Origin of the sequence: Verrucomicrobium spinosum DSM 4136 = JCM 18804, assembly GCF_000172155.1 — a bacterium.
Taxonomy (GTDB): Bacteria; Verrucomicrobiota; Verrucomicrobiia; order Verrucomicrobiales; family Verrucomicrobiaceae; genus Verrucomicrobium; species Verrucomicrobium spinosum.
The window spans coordinates 1,573,440-1,593,191 of sequence record NZ_ABIZ01000001.1 but is presented as its reverse complement, the minus strand read 5'-3'; the positions used below and the strand labels follow the sequence as shown (position 1 = coordinate 1,593,191).

The window sequence follows — 19,752 nt, the reverse complement described above, 5'->3', positions numbered from 1 at the left end:
CGCGTCATGGGACGTGCGGGGGGTGATTCCGCTTAAAAGCGGTACTCCAACCCTGCTGCGGAGCGGGGTTGGTGGCTTGGATGGGCCTGGCGGGGAGGAGCACCATTCGTTCTTGGACTCCTCATACCGCTCCCCTGCCCGGCTCAGTTCTCTGGTGTTCTGTCTTCCCATCTCCCATCACGCTTGAAATTTGTTGCTTGGCGTTTGCAGGACATCTCACTGGATCCAATCTTCCGGACTCACTCACCTCTCCCACCCCGTCTTCTTCTTGCTCAATCCCCTGCCTTACCTTGCAAGACGCCCGCTGGTGACGCTGGCGCTGGCGGCCATTGTAGGGATTCTCACAGGAGCTGCGTTGCCGGCGGGGTGGCTGGTACTCGCGGCCACGAGTGTGCTGGCGTTTGTCTCGCTATGGATCGCCGCTTTCCGTACGCGCGCCGGTCTGCCTGCGCTGGCCGGGGTCACGGCGCTGGTCTTTGCCACGCTGCATCTCGTGGCCCGGCAGACCACGGAGCGGCATCCGCTGTGTGCTTTCCTCGAACAGCGGGATCCGATGGCGGGCCTGACGGTGATCGCGAGCGGGCGGGTGGAGAAGGCGCTGCGGCGGGAGCTGCCGGGGAGCGTGACGCGGGAGGAGTACTTCGTGGCGACGGAGATCACAGCCCCCACGCTGGGTCTGCGGTGGACGGGCCCGACGGTGTTGCGACTGGTGACGGGAGGCAAGGAGAACCTGCCGCCGGGCAGTTATCAGGTCACGGGGTTCATCCGGCTGCCCGCGCTGGCGGACAATCCGGGCCAGTTCAACGAGCGCGAGTATGATCTCCGCCTGGGCCTGGTGGCGGAGCTGCGCGGGCTGGAGATGAAACCGGTGGCGCTGGATCGCTGGAATGTGGAGGCCTGGCTCGTGTCTGCGGCGGAACGCTGTCGCGCGTGGGTGGAGCACGGGCTGAAGATCGATCTGGAAAACGCGCCGGAAGAGTATGCGGTGATCGTGGCCATGGCGCTGGGCACGGTGCAGAGTGACACGGCGGATCTGCAGACGCCGTTCCGCAACAGCGGCACGTTGCACATCTTCTCGGTCAGCGGGCTGCATGTGGCCATTGTGGGGTTCATCCTGTGGAAGCTGCTGAAGGCCTTTGGCCTGAGGCGGGGTGCGCTGCTGGGGGTGCTCATTCCGGTGTTGTTTGGCTATGCGTTCATCACCGGGCTCCGCCCCTCGGCGGTGCGGGCGGCGGTGATGGCATCGGTCTTCCTGTGCGGAGCGTTGTTTCATCGAAAGGGCGACCTCATGAACAGCCTGGGCGGCTCGGCGCTGCTGCTGCTGGCCTACGATACCCAGCAACTCTATGCGCCGGGGTTTCAGCTCTCGTTCGCGGTGCTGGCGGCGATTGCGCTGCTGGGAGGGCCGTTCTCAAGGCCGTTTTTGCGCTGGGTGGAGCCGGACCCTTTTATCCCGCGGGTGCTGCTCACGGGGTTCCAGCAGTGGGCGTGGACGCTTCGACAACAGGTGGTGGGACTCTTCACGGTGTCTGCCGCAGCGTGGGTGGGTAGTCTGCCGCTGACGCTGGGCCACTTCCAGCTGGCCACGCCGGTGTCGCTGATTGCCAATGTGGTGCTGGTCCCGCTCTCCTTCTGTGTGCTCTTTGCCGCGGTGCTTACCTTGCTGAGCGCGGCACTGCACCTGACGGCGGTGCAGGCGCTCTTCAGCAATGCCAACTACCTGCTGGCCTGGCTGACGATGAAGTCGGCGGTGTTTTTTGCCTCGCTGCCTGGAGGCAATTTCCACATCGCCGCGCCGTGGTTCGAGGAGACTCCGCCTGCGGAGCTGGTGGTGCTGCGCCTGCCGGAGGGCGCGGCCGTGCAGCATCTGCGGGCGGACCGCTCCCAATGGCTGCTGGACACGGGCAGCAGCGATCACCTGCGGTACCTGGTGCAGCCCTATCTGGCCTATCGCGGGGTGGACCACCTGGATGGCGTGATGCTGAGTCACAATGACATCCAGCATGCCGGGGCGGCCAGCCAGCTCTGGCAGAGCCATGCCCCGCCTTTCTACTACCACGCGGCCACCGAGCCGTGGCGCTGGGACGCCTCCACTACCGCCTTCAAAAAGCTGCGATCAGAGCCCTGGCCGGGCAAGCCGCTGGCGCGAGGTGATCGACTGGCGCTGGGCGAGAGCGGCTCTGTCCTCGTCACGGCAGAGGTGCTCCACCCGCCGGCCCGGTGGTGGTCGCGACGCGCTGACGACCGGGCGCTGGTGATCCGCTTCTGCCTGGGGCCGCATCGCATCCTCTGGTGCGGCGACAGCGGGTTCCTGGCAGAGAAGGCACTGCTGGAACACTTCACCCCGGACGAGCTCAAATCAGACGTCCTGATCCGGAACCAGCACGCCAGCGATGCCTCGTTTCTGCCAGAGTTTGTGGCGGCGGTGGCCCCCAAGGTCGTCATCGCCTCCAGCCAAAATTTTCCCGCTGGCCAGTTGCTCCCGGAACACGTGCGGGAGACCTGTTGGGAGCGGGGCATCCTCCTCCTGGATCAGTCCCAGACGGGGGCAGTCCGGCTGAAAGCTTGGGCCGGGAAATTGGAAATCGTGCCCTATCGCACTCCTGGTGAGGTGATTACGCTTGCTGCAACTCCGGGCGGTTGAGCCATCGAGGCGCTGTTGAGGAACTGCCAGGAGGTTTGACTTCCGTAAAAATAGCTAAGCTAGTTCTACTCTGTGAGTGAAAAAAACAAATCCCTGAAGACGGCTCCCCCGAGCGGTCATCCATCTATTTGCTTGCAGCCTTCCGCAACCGACTATCAGACCTTCATGGAGACGACAGCGAAGGCGCTGGGGCTCAACGGAGTGAAATCATCAGATCTCAAGCCGAGTCCGCGTGTACTTTCGCTGCTGAGGTTGGATGCCTGATTAAAGACGGCCAGACGTTTTGGGAGCTCAGGGATTTGAAACTTTCCCGAAGCACTATAGCTTGCACATTTTGACACTTAAAAATAGCTATGCTATTATTGTGAATCATGGAATTCGATTCATCTCATCAACCAGCGCAGGATGTGAAAATCCTGACGCCTGCGGAGATGCGTCTAGAACGCTCCAAGAGTTGCTTGTACGTGCGCAAGCACATGAATCGGCAGCAAATGCACCGAATGATGCGGACAAATGGGAGCGTTCCCAGTCCGAATCCTTGGTACATTGGGCCCAAGAAAAAGGACTCATCCTCGACCACGGTCAATTCGAATCAAGAATTGCGGATCTCAAACGCTTAGAAGGCGGATACGAGCACCGAGTATTCTCTTGGGCAGAAGCTGGAAGGGTGATAAAAGTCACGAAACCGCCTCACTTCGGACTCAATTGGGATTTGAGCATATACGTTCAAAACGTAATAAACTGCAACCTGCTGTTCGGTGACGATATGCGGATCGAGGGCATCATTGAGACCCCTGATGGTGCAGCCTTGGTAATGTCCCAGGAGTTCATTCCAGGAAAGTCCCCAACGTATCAACAGATTGCGAAATGGTTTGGAGGACAGGGATACACTCAACATTCACAACATCTCTGGATTCATCCAGATGGGCGCAAGGTCAATGATGCTCATCCTAGGAACTTCATCGTTGATCGCAATCATCAAATGTTCCCAATCGACCTTCACGTCGAATCTTTAGGGACTTGGATCTCGCAGGAGGGGGAAACCTAAGCCCCCCAAGGCAGTCTTGCCATAAAAACCATAGAGATGCGACACAGACGCTGACGTGATTCTGTTCCGGCCGTCATCCCAGATGGAGAGATTTCTGAATCTTTGAAGTGTGAGCCGACTTCCTGCCCCTCTTGACACCGCCAGAATGCGACGCGCTCCCGAGCAAATTTGCAATCCGCCACAATTGTTCCCTGCAACTTGCCTTCCGAAGCGGCTCCTGCTTAGGTGGTGGCTCTTTGCATGCTCAAATCGCGGTGGGTCATCTTTGGAATTCCCTTGTCGCTGGCTTTGTTGACCGTTTGGTCAGCAGACCAGTCGGCGAAAAGCCAGCGCTTACGCGGGGGCAATCTGGTGGTGGCCTCTGCCGAGGGGCTGGAGCCGACGCTCAACCCGTACCAGCCGCTGAGCGAGGTGGACCGTCAGGTGGCCACGCTGACGCACGCGCCGCTCCTGCGGATTGGCAAGGACGGACGCCTGGAGGGCGCGCTGGCCCAGTCCTGGACGTGGGCGCAGCAGACGAGCTTCTGGTTTGCCAATGACACGTACGCCCAGCAGGCGGCGAAGAAGCTGCGCTCACTGGGCCCGGTGGCATGGGCGCGGCTGCACCTGAGCTCTGCGGAGGCCATGGGCAATGAGCTGCTGGTGCGCTTCTCCGACGCAGGCAGCGCGGGTGGCTCGGCCGTGCATCAGGCGATCGCGGAATACGGCCCCCTGCCGGTGGAGACGATCCGGGTGGAGATGAACGAGCCCGCGTGGTCGCACCACGAGTACTTTGTGCAGCACGCGGTGGAGAAGGCGCAGGTGAAGGAGGTCTGGTTCGACGGGCCGCAGGCGTACGAACTGCGCGTGAGCGGGGAGTCGCTGCGCTTCTTCGAGGAACTGGCGCTCTACTACCAGAATCTGCCCGCGCTGGGGGCGAAGATGCGGATCGTGGCGAAGACGCCGATGCTGGAGCGCCCCCTGCTGGAAATGCCCCTGAAGCCGGGCGTCACCTTTCACGATGGCTCGCCAGTGACCTCTGCCGATGTGGAGCGCACGGTGAAACTGGTGCTGGCCCAGCCGTGGCCGGTGCCGGGGCGGGACATCCTGCGCATGATCCACCTCTGGGACTCCAGCGATCCCACCCGGGTGCGGGTGAGTTTCCGCGAGACGTATGGCCCGGCTCTGACGGCCTTTGTGGGGCTGCCCATCCTGCCGGCCAAGTGGATCGAGCGCCAGGGCAATGAGCTGGCGGCGGTGCGCAAGCCTTTCCTGACCGATGCCCCGCCCGGGGCAGGCCCCTTCAAGCTGGCACGGGTGACGGACAAACAGCTCTTCCTGCAACGTGTGGGGACACCCCATGGCGGGGAGGAGCCAGCGGGTATTGAGTTTCGCCTGGGGCAGTCGGCCTCAAACATCCGCCTGGGTTTTGCGATGAAGCGCGTGGGCCTGTTCTGGCCAGACAGCAGCAGCATCAAGAGCATGGTGGAGGATCCCGAGGTGGCGGTGCGCTCCAGCAGCCCGCGGAACCGCCTGCAGGTGATGTGGAACTGTCGCAAGGCGCCTCTCAATGATGTGCGCATCCGCGCCATCCTGGGCCAGGCTGTGGACCGCAAGGCGATGGTGGATGACTTCCTCCAAGGGCAGGGGGAGATCTGTGAGGGCATCTTCCAGCCGGGGCTGTGGTACACGCCGGAGCTGCCTGCGGTGGCGTATGATCCGCTCCGGGGAAGGCAGGCGCTCTACGAGATGGGCTGGAGCAAGAATGCCGAGGGCAAGGTGGTGAAGGACGGCAAGGTGTTCACGATCGAGCTGCTCACGGTGGCGGGCAGCCCGGAGCGCAGCCGCCTGGCGCAGCGTCTGGCGGACTCCTGGGCGGCGCTGGGGATCGATACACAGGTGGTGGAGGTGCCCTGGCAGGAGCTCATCGGCCAGCGGCTCCAGGGGCGGCGCTTCGATGCAGCGCTGCTGGGTCTGGACTTCGAGCTGGCCTGGGATCAGTGGCCCTACTGGCACTCCAGCCAGGCGGCCCGTGGGCTGAATTTCTCCGGGGTGAGCGATGCCGGGCTGGACACGCTGCTCTCTGCGTTGCGCTCGGAGTTTGAACCTGCCCGGGTGCCTGCCCTGGCGCAGGCGGTGGAGGAGCGGCTCCTTGAGCTCAAGCCCTTCCTGCCGCTTTTCGCCGGTGGCAACCCGGTGGCGGTGCGGCGGGATGCGCTGCCGAGCTTCCAGCGCGAGCAGGCGGCCCTGTTTCAGGATCTGCGCCAGAGCATGGAATCAAACACGCCTGCTCCAGCCACCACGGCCCCCTAAGCGCCCCTTTTCCCTCTTCCCTTCTCCCTTTTCCCTCTCAGGCTTACCCGATGGACCGCCTCCGCTCTGCCCCCTCTTACCTCCCGGTCCGCACCTTTCTGGTCTGCGCCGCACTCGCGCTGGGGCTGCTGCAATGGAGCAGCGCCACGCTGGGTGACTCCTTTGAGCTCCTCATTGGCGTGCTGCCGGTGGGGATGAACGCGGAGTCCCTGGTGATGGTGCTGGTGCAGCGGGCGCTGCCCACCTTCCTGCTGATCACCCTGGCGCTGACCATGGGGCTGAGCTCCGCGCTGGCGCTTGCCGTGATCATCTCTGGCGCGGGCGGCCGGATCAGCCGTGCGGTCGGCTGGCTGGGCCGGGCCATGGTGGGGGTGCCGCCCATGCTGTGGGCCTTTGGCCTGGTGTACCTGCTGGTGAGCGTGTGGCGGCTGCCGGTGGAGACGCTGTTTCCCTACGACCCGCCCGCAGGCATGGAGCCCGTGACGGTGCGTCTGGGCCGGGCGCTGTGGGCCTGGATCGTGCCCGCGCTGGTGCTGGCGGCACCGGTGTTCGGCATGGCGCTATTCTCCTTCACCCACCGCCTGAGCGTGCTGCTGAAGGATCCCATGCTGGGGCCGCTCAGGTCCCGTGGCCTCTCGCGGGCGACCATCAAGTATCGCCACCTCATGCCGGAGCTGCGCGTGCATCTGGCGCGCCTGGCCCGCCCTGCGGCGGCCCTGCTGCTGGCCTTTGCCATCCCGGTGGAGCACATCTTCATGGTGGAGGGCTGGGGGGCATTTGCGGCGGATGCACTGAAGCTGCAGCACCCGCTCCAGCTGGCGGCCACGGTGTACCTCGCCGGCATCATGCTGGCGGCGTGGTATGTGCTGCTGGATCTGGGGGACAAGCGCAGCCTGCCCCCGGCCATGGAGCATGTGGAAGATGTGGAGCAGACCCAGAATCGCGTCTGCGCCGTGGCGGGCGGGGTCCTGGCGGTGGCCCTGCTCACGGCACTGTGGTGGACCCCGGCCGGCTCCGCGTGGCAGTCTGCATGGCAGCTCACCTGGCGTGAGGCAGGCGGCAGCTTGGTGATTTCTCTGCTGGCCACACTGCTGGTGGTGGTGAGCGGTCTGGCCATCTCCCCTGCCCGCTGGCCTCATTTGTTTCCCAAAATCGGCCTGGCGGCCACGCTGGCGGCGCTGCCTCTGATGCTGCTGTGGATGGCCTTCTCCTCCCTGCCGGGAGTGCCGGACGTGACGATCTGGGCCCTGCTGGTGGTGGCGACCGCCGTCCCCGGCATGGCGGCGTTTCATGCGACCTACCAGGAGAACAATTCCCATCGGCTGGCGGAGACGTCTTTCTCCCTGGGGCGCGGCCACTGGGGCTACTGGTGGGATCACCTCTTCCTCAATGCGCTGCCCAGCCTGCTGAACTGGCTGCTGCGCACCGCCTCCACGGTCCTGATCTGGAAGGGCGTCTTCGACTTCCTGTGTGCCTCCCGCCCGGACGCAGCCGGGGAAACGCCCACCTGGGGCCGGATGATGGCGCAGAATGCGGCGCGATTTTTAGATGAACCGTTGGAGGTTGCGGCACCCGCCCTGCTTATGGCACTCTGGGCCTTGAGTTTTCGCCTTCTCAGCCGAGCCTTCCGCACCGATACTCCCGTCGCTCGAATTTCACCCTTTGCCTCGTGATGGACACCACCGCCGCCGCCAGTACTGACTTGTTGAAGATCCGGGACCTGAAGATCACGTTCCACAAGCAGCACGGCGAGCCGTTTCAGGCGGTGAAAGGCATCAATCTCGAGCTGAAGGCCGGCGAGAGCATGGCCATTGTGGGCGAGAGCGGCAGCGGCAAGAGCGTGACGGCCCTCTCCCTGGCGCGGCTGCTGCCCGAGCCTCCGGCACGCATTGAGGCCAGCACGTTCCAGCTCGGCGGGAAGGATGTATTGAAGCTCTCTGAGGCTGAGTTGCGCAAGATCCGCGGCAAGGAGATCGCGTATGTGTTCCAGGAGCCCAGTACTTCCTTGAACCCGGTGCTGACCATCCGCACCCAGATGGCGGAGGCGCTGCAACTGCACCGCCCGGATGTGAAGGACCTGGACGCCGAGATCGTGAAGTGGCTGTACCAGGTGGGCATTGTAGAGCCGGAGAAACGCCTGCGCGCCTATCCGCACGAGCTCAGCGGCGGCATGCAGCAGCGCGTGATGATCGCCATGGCGCTGTGCTGCCAGCCCCGGCTGCTGATTGCCGATGAGCCGACCACGGCGCTGGACGTGACCATTCAGAAGCAGATCATCGACCTCCTGGCCGAGCTCAAGGCGAGCCTGAACATGAGCGTGATCCTGATCACCCACAACTTCGCCATCATCCGCGGCATCGCGGACAAGGTGGCGGTGATGTTCCGCGGCCAGATCGTGGAAAGCGGCACCACGGAGGAAGTTCTAGGAAATCCGCAGCACCCCTACACGAAAGCGTTGTTGGAGTGCGTGCCGCGTCTGGGCGTGAAGCAGGCGCGCTTGAAGGCGATCGACTATGCGGCCGTCGAGGCGGCGTTGTGATGCCCGCTGCGCGGGAGACAGAAGACCTGAGGTCCGGGGTGGAGGTGGTTGGCTCGCTTGATGACTCCGGGCCTTTGGCCCTCTGATTCTTTTTTGGTTACGTCAACCCAGGGCGTTGCCCTGGGCTGGTATGACCCCGGGCCTTTGGCCCTCAATGCAGGGGGAGCGAGGTATGCCCGGCTACCGCAACCCGGTCATGAGCGCCAAGGGCCCGGATTCATACCAGCCTGGGGCAGCGCCCCAGGTTATGGGGTCATAGGAAACTTTGAGGGCTGAAAGCCCGGCGTCATTCGGGCGGATTCATCGCCCGCGGCAGTATGATGACTCCGGGCCTTCAGCCCTCTGAGTTCTTTTTTGGATACGTAACCCCATGGCGCTGCCCTGAGCTGGTATGACACCGGGCCTGTGTCCCCCAATGCCTGGGGAGCGAAGCATGCCCAGCTACCGCAAACCGGTCATGAGGGCCAACGGCCCGGCCTCATACCAGCCTGGGGCAACGCCCCAGGTTATGGGGTAAGAGGAAACTTTGAGGGCTGAAGGCCCGGCGTCATTCAGGCTTCCTTGTGGTTATCGCCCTTAATCCCACACGTACTCCTCGTTGTACTCCACCCCGTACTTCCGCAAAAACGCGCGGTATTCGTCTTGAAACGTCCGCGTCCGATGATGGTCCTCCTGGTTGTCGATGTACGCCACCACCGCGTCGACATCGGCCGGGGCGACGGAAAAAGCACCGTAGCCCCGCTGCCAGGAGAATCCACCGAGCTCGGGCTGTTGTTTCTTCATCCACTTTGAAGATCCTGTCTTGAGCTTCTCCACAAACTCGGAGATGGAAATGGTGCGAGCCAATCGAACTGCCAGATGGACGTGATCTGACACCCCACCCACGCGGTAGCAATCGCAATTCAGGTCTCGTGCGATCTCGGCCAGGTACGCGTGCAATCCCGGTCGGACGGATGGGCCGATGCACGGGAATCGATCGTGGGTGCTGAAGATGAAATGGACGACGACGAGGCTCAAGGACTGAGGCATGACCCCTGGAATAAAGATCAAGCCCGTGATTTGGATAGAGGAAAGAGAAAGGAGGCCGTGTGTTTGGGGCGAGGAGACAAGCGATGCGGCAGGCGACTGAATGAATCCGGACCTTCAGCCCTCAGATCATTTTTGTTCGTCCTACCCAGGGCGTTGCCCTGGGCTGGTATGACCCCGGGCCGTTGGCCCTCAATGCGTCGTGGATGAACGCGACATCCCAGTTCAAGTCGGGCGGTCGCGGCGGGAAGTGAAAGTGCGAGAATCCGCCAAGATCAGAGAGCCCAGCGTCAGTGGTATTCTATGCGGTGTCGCGGTGAGGAAATCGCCGGACCCACGGCATTATCTTTACGATGCATACAAGCGATCCGTGGCCAATCCCCGCGATTCGGTCATGAGGACCAAGTGCCCGGATTCATACCAGCCTGGGGCAACGCCCCAGGTATAAGGTAACAAGAAGTTCTGAGGGCTGAAGGCCCGGCGTCATTCAGGCGGATTCATGGCCCAGGGCAGTTCGATGACTCCAGGCCTTCAGCCCTCTGAATTCTTTTTTGGACACGTCAACCCAGGGCGCCGCCCTGGGCTGGTATGACCCCGGGCCCTTGGCCCTCAATGCATGGGTGCGCTTCAGCCCTCCCCCAATCCCCACCGCCCTGCTCTGATTTCCCGGTTTTAATTCCCCAAAAAGGGCCGCAAAAGCGGCGCTTCACGCACGCCTTACCCACACACCCTCCACCCTCCACCCTCCACCCTCCACCCTCCACCCATCCACCCTCCACCCATCCACCCTCCACCCCTCCACCCCTCCATCACTCCATCATTCCACCCAATTCCCCACTCACCCCATAGGAATACACGACATTTTATTTCAATTCCTACTTGCGCTATGTAGATTGAACCTTTATACATTGCTCATGCACCTCACCAAAAAAGGCGAATATGCCCTCCGAACCCTTATCCGATTGGGCATTGCCCAGCGGCAGGGCAAGGATGTCGTATCTGTCTCGAACCTGGCTGAGGGCGAAAACCTGCCGTTCAAGTTCATTGAAAACATCCTTCAAGAGCTTCGTTTGGCAGGCTACGTGGAAAGCAAGAGAGGCAAGGAAGGCGGATGCCGCCTGGCCAAGCCCCAAGTGGACATCACGATCGGTGAAGTGGTTCGTCTCATCGACGGCCGGCTCGCCCCGATCGGATGCGCAAGTGAGACGGACTACGAACGATGTACGTGTCCTGACGAGCACCACTGCGGTCTCCGGATGCTGATGATTGATGTGCGCAATGCCATCGCCCAGATCCTCGACCGCTACACGCTGGCGGATGTCGTGTCCGTCACTCTCCGGAAAATGGAGCGCGACGGCGTGCAACTGCCCTTCGAAGCCGAATCAGAAAAACCTGCCAAGAGCAAAGCCTCCCAACGAGTCACCAAGCCCAGCCGCGTGCGCCACGCGGACCCTCTTGACGGTTTTCTCACGCTTCTCTCCAAATCCCAGAACCCTCTCTAATCCTCCCATGAGCTACTCCGTTGAAAATGACCTCGCCACTGAAGCGTGGGTCGAAATCGTCCGCCGCAAGGTGGATGCCATGCGTTTTGGATCCGTCCAGATCGTTGTCCATGAAGGCCGTGTCACCCAGGTGGAAAGCACCGAGAAGACGCGCCTGCCCGATGCGGTGAACGGTGCCCAGGCCACCGCCAAAAAGCGAGCCTGATCCCGCCATGACCCGCTCCTCTCAAGCCAGCAAGTTGATCCTCTGTTGATTTAAATTCAGCGCGGACAGATTTCATCGTACCGCGCCCAAGGGACTGACCGGAACACCGGAGGTTTCAAGGAAACAAACCGTGGCCGCCCCTGCGTCTCATGACGCCAGCAGGCCCACCGTTGCCTCCCGTTCCCTTTAGCCAGCGTCAGACCTTGTCCGTCTTTGCCGACCGCACCTCCGGAGGCATCACCCCGCAATCCGAAGGTGTGTGCCCACCGGAAATCCGGACGCCGCATGCCCATGCCAAGACACATCCATCAAGCATCAACACTTCAGCAACAACAACCGCATGAAATTCCGCAACACCATCACCAGCCAGGCGCTGCTGGCGCTCACCGTGACCTCCCTCACGGTTGGAGCCCAGGCCGGCGAAATCGTCACCACCTCCGGCAAGGGGAGCGCCCCCGTGCAAAAGGAAGAGAAGGAAGAATCCCTCTACGACAAGATCTGGGGACTCGCCACGCTCTACAAGAACAAGGACAACCCGATCATCCAGGAGTTCAAGCTCCGCGGCCGTTACCAGGGCCAGTACCACTGGGTGGATTCCGACCAGGGCGATGAAGACGGCTGGGAAGACCGCCGCTCCCGCTTCGGTTTCGACGCCAAGCTCTTCAACCAGTTTGACGTTCGTTTGGATGCGCAGAGCTCGGATGGCTTTGACCCCTTCTACAACGGCCTCGTGGATGCCTACATCAAGTGGCGCCCCTCGAAGGAGTTCAACCTGACCCTGGGCCGCCAGAAGCCCCAGATCGGCTACTACGACTTCCTCCAGTCCACGAACAACCAGCCGACCTTTGAGCGGTCCCAGATCTTCAACCAACTGCGCGTGGACCGCGTGGTGGGCGCGATCGCAGACGGCAAGATCGGCAACTTCACTTACCAGGCTGGGATTTACTCCAATGACATCGACGAGGAGTTTGGCCAGTTCGACGGCGGCATCGCCTTTGGTGCCGGCTTCGGCTACGACTTCAAGGAAGCCCTGGGCGTGAAGAAGGCTGACTGGCGTTTTGACTGGCTGCACAGCGAGATCGAAGCCGGAAGCACGATCCTGAACCGCTATGAAGACCTGTTCTCCAGCACCTTCTGGGTGCAGGACGGCCGCATCGGTCTCGTGGTGGAAGGTTTCGCCGGCACCGGCCAGGCTGCTGACGCCTGGGGCTTCTTCATCCAGCCGACGTTTGACCTCGTACCCGACAAGCTCCAGCTCGTGGGCCGCTATTCCTTCGCGGATGGCGATGGTCCGGACAGCGTGTACGCGCAGAGCCGCTATGAGCGCAACGCCCCCAACCTGACCGGTGGCGGGCGTGGAGATCGTTACAACGCCGCCTACCTCGGCTTCCAGTACTTCATCTACGGCGACAAGCTGAAGGTGCTCGGCGGTGCGGAGTACGCTGACGTGAACGGCGGCGGCAACGGTGGTGACTACAGCGGCTGGACCTACCTGACGGGCGTCCGCTTCTCCTTCTAATCCCACGGCCCTCTTGGCCGGAGCAATCCGGCCCCCATTCGAAAAAGACCCCGCTTTTTCCCCTTCAAAAAAATCAAAGTCAAAACACAACACCTCCAGAACATGAACAAGAAATTCTTCCTCAAATCCGTGCTCGCCCTGACGGCGACCGGCGTGCTGGGCTCCTCCCTCTTCGCAGAAGGTCTGCTGAATGTTTCCTATGACCCAACCCGTGAGCTCTACGTGGAGTTCAACAAGGCGTTCGCGAAGCATTGGAAGGACACGACCGGCAAGGACGTCACGATTGACCAGTCTCACGGTGGTTCCGGCAAGCAGGCGCGTGCGGTCATCGACGGCCTGGAAGCCGATGTGGTGACTCTGGCCCTGGCCAACGACGTGAACGCGATCGCCGACAAGGCTGGCCTCCTGCCCGCCGACTGGCAGAAGCGCCTCCCGAACAACTCCGCCCCCTACACCAGCACGATCGTCTTCATCGTCCGTGCCGGCAACCCAAAGGGCATCAAGGACTGGGATGACCTCATCAAGGACGGCGTGTCCGTAATCACCCCGAACCCGAAGACCTCCGGTGGCGCCCAGTGGAACTACCTGGCCGCCTGGGAGTTCGCCAAGCGCAAGTACGGCAGCGATGACAAGGCCAAGGAGTTTGTGAAGAAGCTCTACAAGAACGTGCCGGTGCTCGACTCCGGTGCCCGCGCCTCCACGAACACCTTCGTGCAGCGTGAACTGGGTGACGTCTTCATCTCCTGGGAAAACGAGGCCTTCCTCGTGCAGAAGGAGTTCGGTGCCAGCAAGTACCAGACGATCGTCCCCTCCCTGAGCATCCTTGCTGAACCGACCGTGGCCGTGGTGGACAAGGTCGTGGACAAGAAGGGCACCCGCGCCGTGGCCGAAGCCTACCTCAAGTACCTCTACACTGACGAAGGCCAGGACATCGCCGGCAAGAACTTCTACCGCCCCCGCTCCGAGAAAGCCGCTGCCAAGTACGGCGCGACCTTCCCGAAGCTGAACCTCTTCACCATCGACGAAGCTTTCGGCGGATGGGTGAAGGCGGCCAAGACCCACTTCGCTGACGGCGGCACGTTCGACGAGATCTACACGCCCGCCAAATAAGCGAAGCCCGCAAGCAAGGGAGCGATGCTCCACCTTCAGTTTTTTCAGTAGTGCCGTGTGAGAGTTGGTTGGTTGGAAAAAGGGGCCGCCGGATATCCGGCGGCCCTCAACCAACAAAAAAGATCCAAGCCAGATTCCTCAAACCTTAGGAAACAATCCCGACCATGTCCTTCTACCCCAACATCGTTGAAACCGTCGGCCGCACCCCGCTGGTCAAACTCAACCGCATTGCTGCCGGACTGCCCGCCACGATCGCGCTCAAAGGGGAGTTCAAGAATCCGCTGGGGAGCGTGAAGGACCGCATCGGCCGCGCCATGATCGAGGCGGCCGAGCTCACGGGCGAACTCAAGCCCGGAGCCACCATCATCGAGCCCACGTCCGGCAACACGGGGATCGCGCTGGCCTTTGTGGCGGCGGCGAAGGGCTACCCCATCATTTTGACCATGCCGGAAAGCATGAGCCTGGAGCGCCGCACGCTGCTGGCCCTGCTGGGAGCCACGCTGGTGCTGACGCCCGCGAAGGACGGCATGAAAGGAGCGATCCGCCGCGCTGAGGAGCTGGCGGCCGAGACACCCGGCTCCTGGGTGCCGCAGCAGTTCAACAACCCTGCCAACCCGGAAGTGCACCGCCGCACGACGGCCGAAGAGATCTGGGCCGACACCGACGGGGAGATCGACATCTTCGTGGCCGCCGTGGGCACGGGCGGCACGCTCACCGGTGTGGGTGAGGTGCTCAAGGGCCGCAAGCCCGAGCTCCGCGCCATCGCGGTGGAGCCGAATGACTCACCCGTTATTTCCCAGACCCTGAGGGGTGAGCCGGTGGTGCCGGGCCCGCACAAGATCCAGGGCACGGGGGCTGGCTTCGTGCCGAAGAATCTGAACACCAGCATCATCGATGAAGTGGTGCGCGTCACGAATGAGGACGCGATCGAAACCGCCCGCCGCCTCGCCACGGAGGAAGGCATCCTGGTGGGCATCTCCACCGGGGCCAATGTGTGGGCCGCGCTCCAGGTGGCCGCGAGGCCGGAGAACAGGAACAAGCTCATTGTGACGGTCGGGTGTAGCACCGGCGAACGCTACCTCTCCACCGCATTAGCCGAAGAAGCCAGAAACAAAGTTGCCGCATAAAGACCATGTCCGCCCTGAAACTCGCCACCTACGAAGAACGCTACGTCAGCCGCCTGAGCAAACGCACAGCCGCGGCGACACCCTCCTTCATCCCCAAGCTGGTCTGCAAGCCCTCGCGCGGGCAGGACACGCTGAAGGTGGGCATCTTTGCCGGTCTTCATGGTGACGAGCAGGCAGGCATCGATGCCGCCTATGAACTCCTCCGCTGGGCGTGGAATGACCCGGAGGAGCTGCAGGACTACGAGTTGCACCTCTATCCCATCTGCAACCCCTCCGGCCACCGCCTGCGGACGCGCCACTCCTGGCGTGATCTGGACCTGAACCGTGAGTTCTGGAGCGGCTCCCAGGAGCCGGAGGTGGTGTACCTGGAAAGCGAACTGCGCCGTGAGAAGTACGACGCCATCATCGCCCTGCACACGGATGACGAGCAGGATGGTGTGTACGGCTTTGTGAGCGGCACGATCCTGAGTGAGGAGGTGCTCCAACCCGCGCTGCAGGCGGCGAGCCAGATCCTGCCGCTGAACAACCACCACCTCATTGACGGCTTCCTGGCGAAGTCCGGCATCATCAAGGAGGGGTACCAGGGTGTGCTCAGCGCGCCGCCGGAACAACGCCCGAAGGCGATGGAGATCGTCTTTGAAACCCCCGGTCACGCTCCGCTGGAGAAGCAGGTCGCGGCCACGGTCATCGCCGTCAAAACCATCCTCGCCGAATACCGCCTCCTGCACGCCTACGCTCCCAATCTCTAAAGAACACCCATGGCCCGCACCCGACACGTCCTTCCCGGTTTCAGACTCTCTCTGGGATACACCATCACCTATCTCAGCATCATCGTCCTGGCACCGTTCGCGGCCCTGGCGTGGAAGTCCTCCAAGGGAGGCGTGGAGATCTTCACCTCCACGCTCACAGACAAGCGGGTGCTGGCCTCTCTGGAGCTGAGCTTTGCCACGTCCTTCTACGCAGCGCTGGTGTGCGGCTTCTTCGGCGTGCTCACGGCCTGGGCGCTGGAGCGCTATTCCTTCCCCGGTCGCCGCATCCTGGATGCGATGGTGGACCTGCCCTTTGCCCTGCCCACCGCCGTGGCGGGCATCGCCCTGTGCACCCTGTACGCGCCGAATGGCTGGCTGGGCAAGATCCTGAGCCCCGGCGGGCTGAAGAACCTGTACGTGAGCTGGGTGGAGACGCCCGACCAGTGGGTGGTGAATCTCCTCGAACCCATCGGGTTCAAGGCGGCCTACAGCTCCACGGGCATCACCATCGCGCTCATCTTCATCGGCTTCCCCTTCGTGGTGCGCACGGTGCAGCCGATCATCCAGGGGCTCTCCCTGGAGGTGGAGGAGGCCGCGGCCTGCCTGGGGGCGAACCGCTGGCAGACCTTCTGGCGCGTGATCTTCCCCACCATCCTGCCCGGCACGCTGGCCGGCATGACCCTGGCCTTCGGCCGCGCCGTGGGTGAGTACGGCTCCGTGGTCTTCATCTCCGGGAACATGCCGTTCAAGACGGAGATCGCGCCGCTGCTGATCGTCTCCCGCCTGGAGCAGTACAACTACAACGGCGCGGCCGCCCTGGGCTTCATCCTGCTGGTTATTTCCTTTGTGATCCTGCTCCTGTCCAACCTGCTCCAGAGCTGGAACAACAAGCGCACCGCGCGCTGATCCCGCGCTGATTCTGACCCCGACTCTGACTCTCCTTTTCCATGGCCGGTATAGCCCAACTCAATGTCCCTGATGCCGAGAGCGCGACGCGCGCCCGCATCATTGCCCGCAACCAACTCGCCCGACGCGCCACCAGCGATCCGCTGTGGATGAAGGCGATGGTGCTCACGCTCTCGCTGGGTTTCCTCTTCGTCTTCTTCGTCCTGCCCCTGGCCCTGGTCTTCCAGGAAGCTTTTCGCAAGGGCTGGGCGGCGTATCTCAAGGTCTTCGAGGACCGTGCCACGACGCACTCCATCTGGCTGACGCTGAAGGTGGCCCTGATCGCGGTGCCGCTGAACACGGTCTTCGGCCTGGCCGCAGCGTGGTGTGTGGCGCACTTTCGCTTCCGCGGGAAGCAATTGCTGAGCGTGCTCATCGAGCTGCCCCTGTGGGTGTCGCCGGTGGTGGCGGGTCTCATCTATGTACTCCTCTTTGGCCGCCAGGGTCTGCTGGGCCCGTGGTTGTTTGAGAAGGACATCAAGATCATCTTCGCCCTGCCAGGCATCGTGCTGAGCACGGTCTTCGTCACCTTCCCCTTCGTGGCGCGCGTGGTGACGCCCCAGCTTCAGGCTCTGGGCCGTGCCGAGGAGGAGGCCTCGCTCACCCTGGGTGCCAATGGCTGGAGCACCTTCTGGCGTGTGACGGTGCCGAAGATCAAGTGGAGCCTCATTTATGGCATCATCCTGTGCAATGCGCGTGCCATGGGCGAGTTCGGCGCGGTGTCGGTGGTATCCGGTCACATCCGGAATCAGACGAACACGATGCCCCTCCACATCGAAGTATTGTACAACGAGTATCAGTTCGTCCCCGCCTTTGCGGTTGCCTCCCTCCTGGCCCTCCTGGCACTGCTGACGCTGGTCATCAAGTCCGCCACCACCTGGTTCGCAGACCGTGCGCTGCGCAACGCCGCCCTGTAGCCCCGTCCACTTTGTTACCTTCCCTTTTTTCATGAGCATCAAGATCGACCACATCAGCAAGGACTTCGGCAAGACCAACGTGCTGAAGGACATCAGCCTGCAGGTGGAGACCGGGGAACTGGTCGCCCTCCTCGGCCCCAGCGGCTCAGGCAAGACCACCCTGCTGCGCATCATCGCCGGCCTGGAGTTCCCGAACGAAGGCGAAGGCGCGATCACCTTCCACGGGGGCGAGGTCACCTTCCAGTCCGCCTATGCGCGGAAGGCGGGTTTTGTGTTCCAGCACTACGCGCTCTTCAACCACATGACGGTGGCGGACAACATCGCCTTTGGCCTGAAGGTCATGCCACGCCACTCCCGCCCGTCTTCCGCACGGCAGAAGCAGATCGTGCAGGAGCTGCTGGAGAAGATCCAGCTCCCTGAGTACGGCCGCCGCTTCCCCACCCAGCTCTCCGGCGGTCAGCGCCAGCGTGTGGCCCTGGCCCGCGCCCTGGCGGTGAATCCGCAGGTGCTCCTGCTGGACGAGCCCTTTGGCGCGCTGGATGCAAAGGTGCGCAAGGAACTGCGCCGCTGGCTGCGTGAGTTTCATGACTCCATCAAGCTCACGACCCTCTTCGTGACCCACGACCAGGACGAGGCTTTTGAACTGGCCGACCGCGTGGTCATCCTGGGCGATGGCGAGATCCAGCAGATCGGCAAGCCGGATGAGCTCCGGGACAAGCCGGTGAACGAGTTCGTCGCTGACTTCATTGAAGTTGCATAGTTTCCCCTAACCCCTTCGCCCCGGTCGCTTCCGGGGAGCCCCTTTCATCATTGCCATCACAGCGTTCAGGGCCGCCCCGTGCGGCTCCTGCCACCCTCACCATGCCATCACACCATGAGCAACACCTCCCCCGCCTCCCTCTTCCGTCGTGACTTCGTCCGGCGCACCCTGCTGGCCTCCACCTTGCTGCTGAGCGCCGGTCTGACCCACGCTGCAGAGCCCGCCCTGCTCAACAGCTCCTACGATGTGACGCGGGAGTTCTACAAGCAGGTGAACGACCTCTTCATCCCCTTCTGGAAGGCCAAGGGCGGTGCCACCGTGCAGGTGGACCAGTCGCACGGCGGTTCGAGCAAACAAGCGCGCGCCGTGCTGGACGGCCTGGAGGCCGATGTGGTGACCTTCAACCAGAGCACGGATGTGGACCTGCTCGTGCCCGCGGGCCTGGTGGCCGCGGACTGGCGCACCAAGTTCCCCCACAACGCCTCTCCTTATACTTCGACGATCTTGTTCCTGGTGCGCAAGGGCAACCCCAAGGGCATCAAGGACTGGCCGGATCTGGTGAAGTCAGGCGTGCAGGTGATCATCCCGAACCCGAAGACCTCCGGCAACGGCCGCTACAGCTATGTGGGTGCCTGGGCCTGGTCGATCAAGAACGAGGGCGGCGACGAAGCCAAGGCCAGGGAATTCGTGAAGAAGCTCTTCGCCAACGTGCCCGTGCTCGACACCGGCGGCCGCGGTGCGACGAATTCATTCGCACAGAATGGGATTGGCGATGTGCTGCTGACCTTTGAGAACGAAGTGCACCTGACCATCCGTGAGCTGGGCGCAGACAAGTTCGATGTGGTGGTACCGCCGCAAAGCATCCTGGCGGATGCGCCGATTGCGATCGTGGAGCCCGTGGCCAAGAAGCATGGCACCACGGACCTGGCGAAGGCTTATCTTAATTACCTCTTCACCGATGAAGTGCAGGAAGTGGCGGCCAAGAACTACTTCCGCCCTGCTAACCCCGAGATCTTGAAGAAACACGCTGCGAGCTTCCCGGAGATCAAGCTGGTGACGATCGATGAGATTCTCGGCGGCTGGAAGAGGGCGCTGGAGGTGCACTTCAAGGACGGCGGGGTGTTTGACCAGATTTATGCGAGGTGAGGCGAATTATAAATGGATGATGGCGCATCGGATGCGGCGTGTTCTCTGATCCCTGAACGCTTAAGCCAGAGCCGCAGTTCATTTATCATTTATCATTTCTAATTTATCATTTCTAATTTTGTATTCCCTGAACCCGGAGGGTTCGCCATGAATAGCCATGGGTCGGCCGAGGTGACGAGGCCTACCCATGGAACAGCCAACTGGGCACTCTACCGCGGAGCGG

The 19,752-nt window shown here is 62.4% G+C and carries 15 protein-coding genes and 1 pseudogene; 15 read left to right on the top strand and 1 reads right to left on the bottom strand.

The features are described 5' to 3' along the window. Positions 1–268: 268 nt before the first annotated feature. From VSP_RS06245 to VSP_RS34110, 5 genes are all read left to right on the top strand, one after another. Entirely contained in the window at positions 269–2,644 is a 2,376-nt protein-coding gene (locus tag VSP_RS06245) for a ComEC/Rec2 family competence protein (RefSeq protein WP_009959471.1), read from the top strand. Positions 2,645–2,969: 325 nt separating this feature from the next. Then, the gene (locus VSP_RS06240; protein WP_198141330.1) at positions 2,970–3,692 is read left to right on the top strand and encodes a putative polyvalent protein kinase domain-containing protein; all 723 of its coding nucleotides are present in this window, start codon (positions 2,970–2,972) and stop codon (positions 3,690–3,692) included. A 240-nt stretch (positions 3,693–3,932) separates the two neighbouring features. Next, complete coding sequence (locus VSP_RS06235; protein ID WP_009959468.1) at positions 3,933–5,984, top strand: ABC transporter substrate-binding protein; 2,052 nt, start codon at positions 3,933–3,935, stop codon at positions 5,982–5,984. Positions 5,985–6,034: 50 nt separating this feature from the next. Continuing rightward, positions 6,035–7,657 carry an ABC transporter permease family protein gene (locus VSP_RS06230; RefSeq protein WP_009959467.1) on the top strand — a complete coding sequence of 541 codons (1,623 nt, stop codon included), beginning with the start codon at positions 6,035–6,037 and terminating at the stop codon, positions 7,655–7,657. After that, the gene (locus VSP_RS34110; RefSeq protein WP_009959466.1) at positions 7,657–8,523 is read left to right on the top strand and encodes an ABC transporter ATP-binding protein; all 867 of its coding nucleotides are present in this window, start codon (positions 7,657–7,659) and stop codon (positions 8,521–8,523) included. Before VSP_RS06230 ends, VSP_RS34110 begins: the two co-directional genes overlap by 1 nt. A 576-nt stretch (positions 8,524–9,099) precedes the next feature. Here VSP_RS34110 and tnpA read toward each other — a convergent pair. Then, complete coding sequence (tnpA, locus tag VSP_RS06220; RefSeq protein ID WP_009959465.1) at positions 9,100–9,552, bottom strand: IS200/IS605 family transposase; 453 nt, start codon at positions 9,550–9,552, stop codon at positions 9,100–9,102. Between the two features lie 911 nt (positions 9,553–10,463). Here tnpA and VSP_RS06215 point away from each other — a divergent pair. The 10 genes and pseudogenes from VSP_RS06215 (at position 10,464) to VSP_RS06170 (ending at position 19,529) form a co-directional block, all read left to right on the top strand. Next, a complete protein-coding gene (locus tag VSP_RS06215) occupies positions 10,464–11,051 on the top strand; it encodes an RrF2 family transcriptional regulator (protein ID WP_009959463.1) in 588 nt (195 codons plus the stop codon). 7 nt (positions 11,052–11,058) lie between these two features. Next, positions 11,059–11,256 carry a YezD family protein gene (locus tag VSP_RS06210; RefSeq protein ID WP_009959462.1) on the top strand — a complete coding sequence of 66 codons (198 nt, stop codon included), beginning with the start codon at positions 11,059–11,061 and terminating at the stop codon, positions 11,254–11,256. Between the two features lie 340 nt (positions 11,257–11,596). Continuing rightward, positions 11,597–12,775, top strand: coding sequence for a porin (locus VSP_RS06205; RefSeq protein ID WP_029190226.1), 1,179 nt, complete (start codon positions 11,597–11,599; stop codon positions 12,773–12,775). A gap of 102 nt (positions 12,776–12,877) precedes the next feature. Then, a complete protein-coding gene (locus tag VSP_RS06200) occupies positions 12,878–13,885 on the top strand; it encodes a sulfate ABC transporter substrate-binding protein (protein ID WP_009959459.1) in 1,008 nt (335 codons plus the stop codon). Between the two features lie 164 nt (positions 13,886–14,049). Continuing rightward, entirely contained in the window at positions 14,050–15,012 is a 963-nt protein-coding gene (gene cysK, locus VSP_RS06195) for a cysteine synthase A (RefSeq protein WP_009959458.1), read from the top strand. Between the two features lie 5 nt (positions 15,013–15,017). Continuing rightward, positions 15,018–15,761 (top strand): M14 family metallopeptidase, encoded by a 744-nt coding sequence (locus tag VSP_RS34105; RefSeq protein ID WP_009959456.1) that lies wholly within the window; start codon positions 15,018–15,020, stop codon positions 15,759–15,761. A gap of 9 nt (positions 15,762–15,770) precedes the next feature. Next, a complete protein-coding gene (locus tag VSP_RS06185) occupies positions 15,771–16,667 on the top strand; it encodes an ABC transporter permease (protein ID WP_009959454.1) in 897 nt (298 codons plus the stop codon). Between the two features lie 41 nt (positions 16,668–16,708). Beyond that, complete coding sequence (cysW, locus tag VSP_RS06180) at positions 16,709–17,623, top strand: sulfate ABC transporter permease subunit CysW (RefSeq protein ID WP_009959453.1); 915 nt, start codon at positions 16,709–16,711, stop codon at positions 17,621–17,623. A gap of 31 nt (positions 17,624–17,654) precedes the next feature. Then, positions 17,655–18,371: pseudogene (locus tag VSP_RS34100) on the top strand (sulfate/molybdate ABC transporter ATP-binding protein); the annotation flags it as partial. Positions 18,372–18,497: 126 nt separating this feature from the next. Next, positions 18,498–19,529: a sulfate ABC transporter substrate-binding protein gene (locus tag VSP_RS06170; protein ID WP_009959450.1), complete on the top strand. Its 1,032-nt coding sequence runs from the start codon at positions 18,498–18,500 to the stop codon at positions 19,527–19,529. Positions 19,530–19,752: the final 223 nt, after the last annotated feature.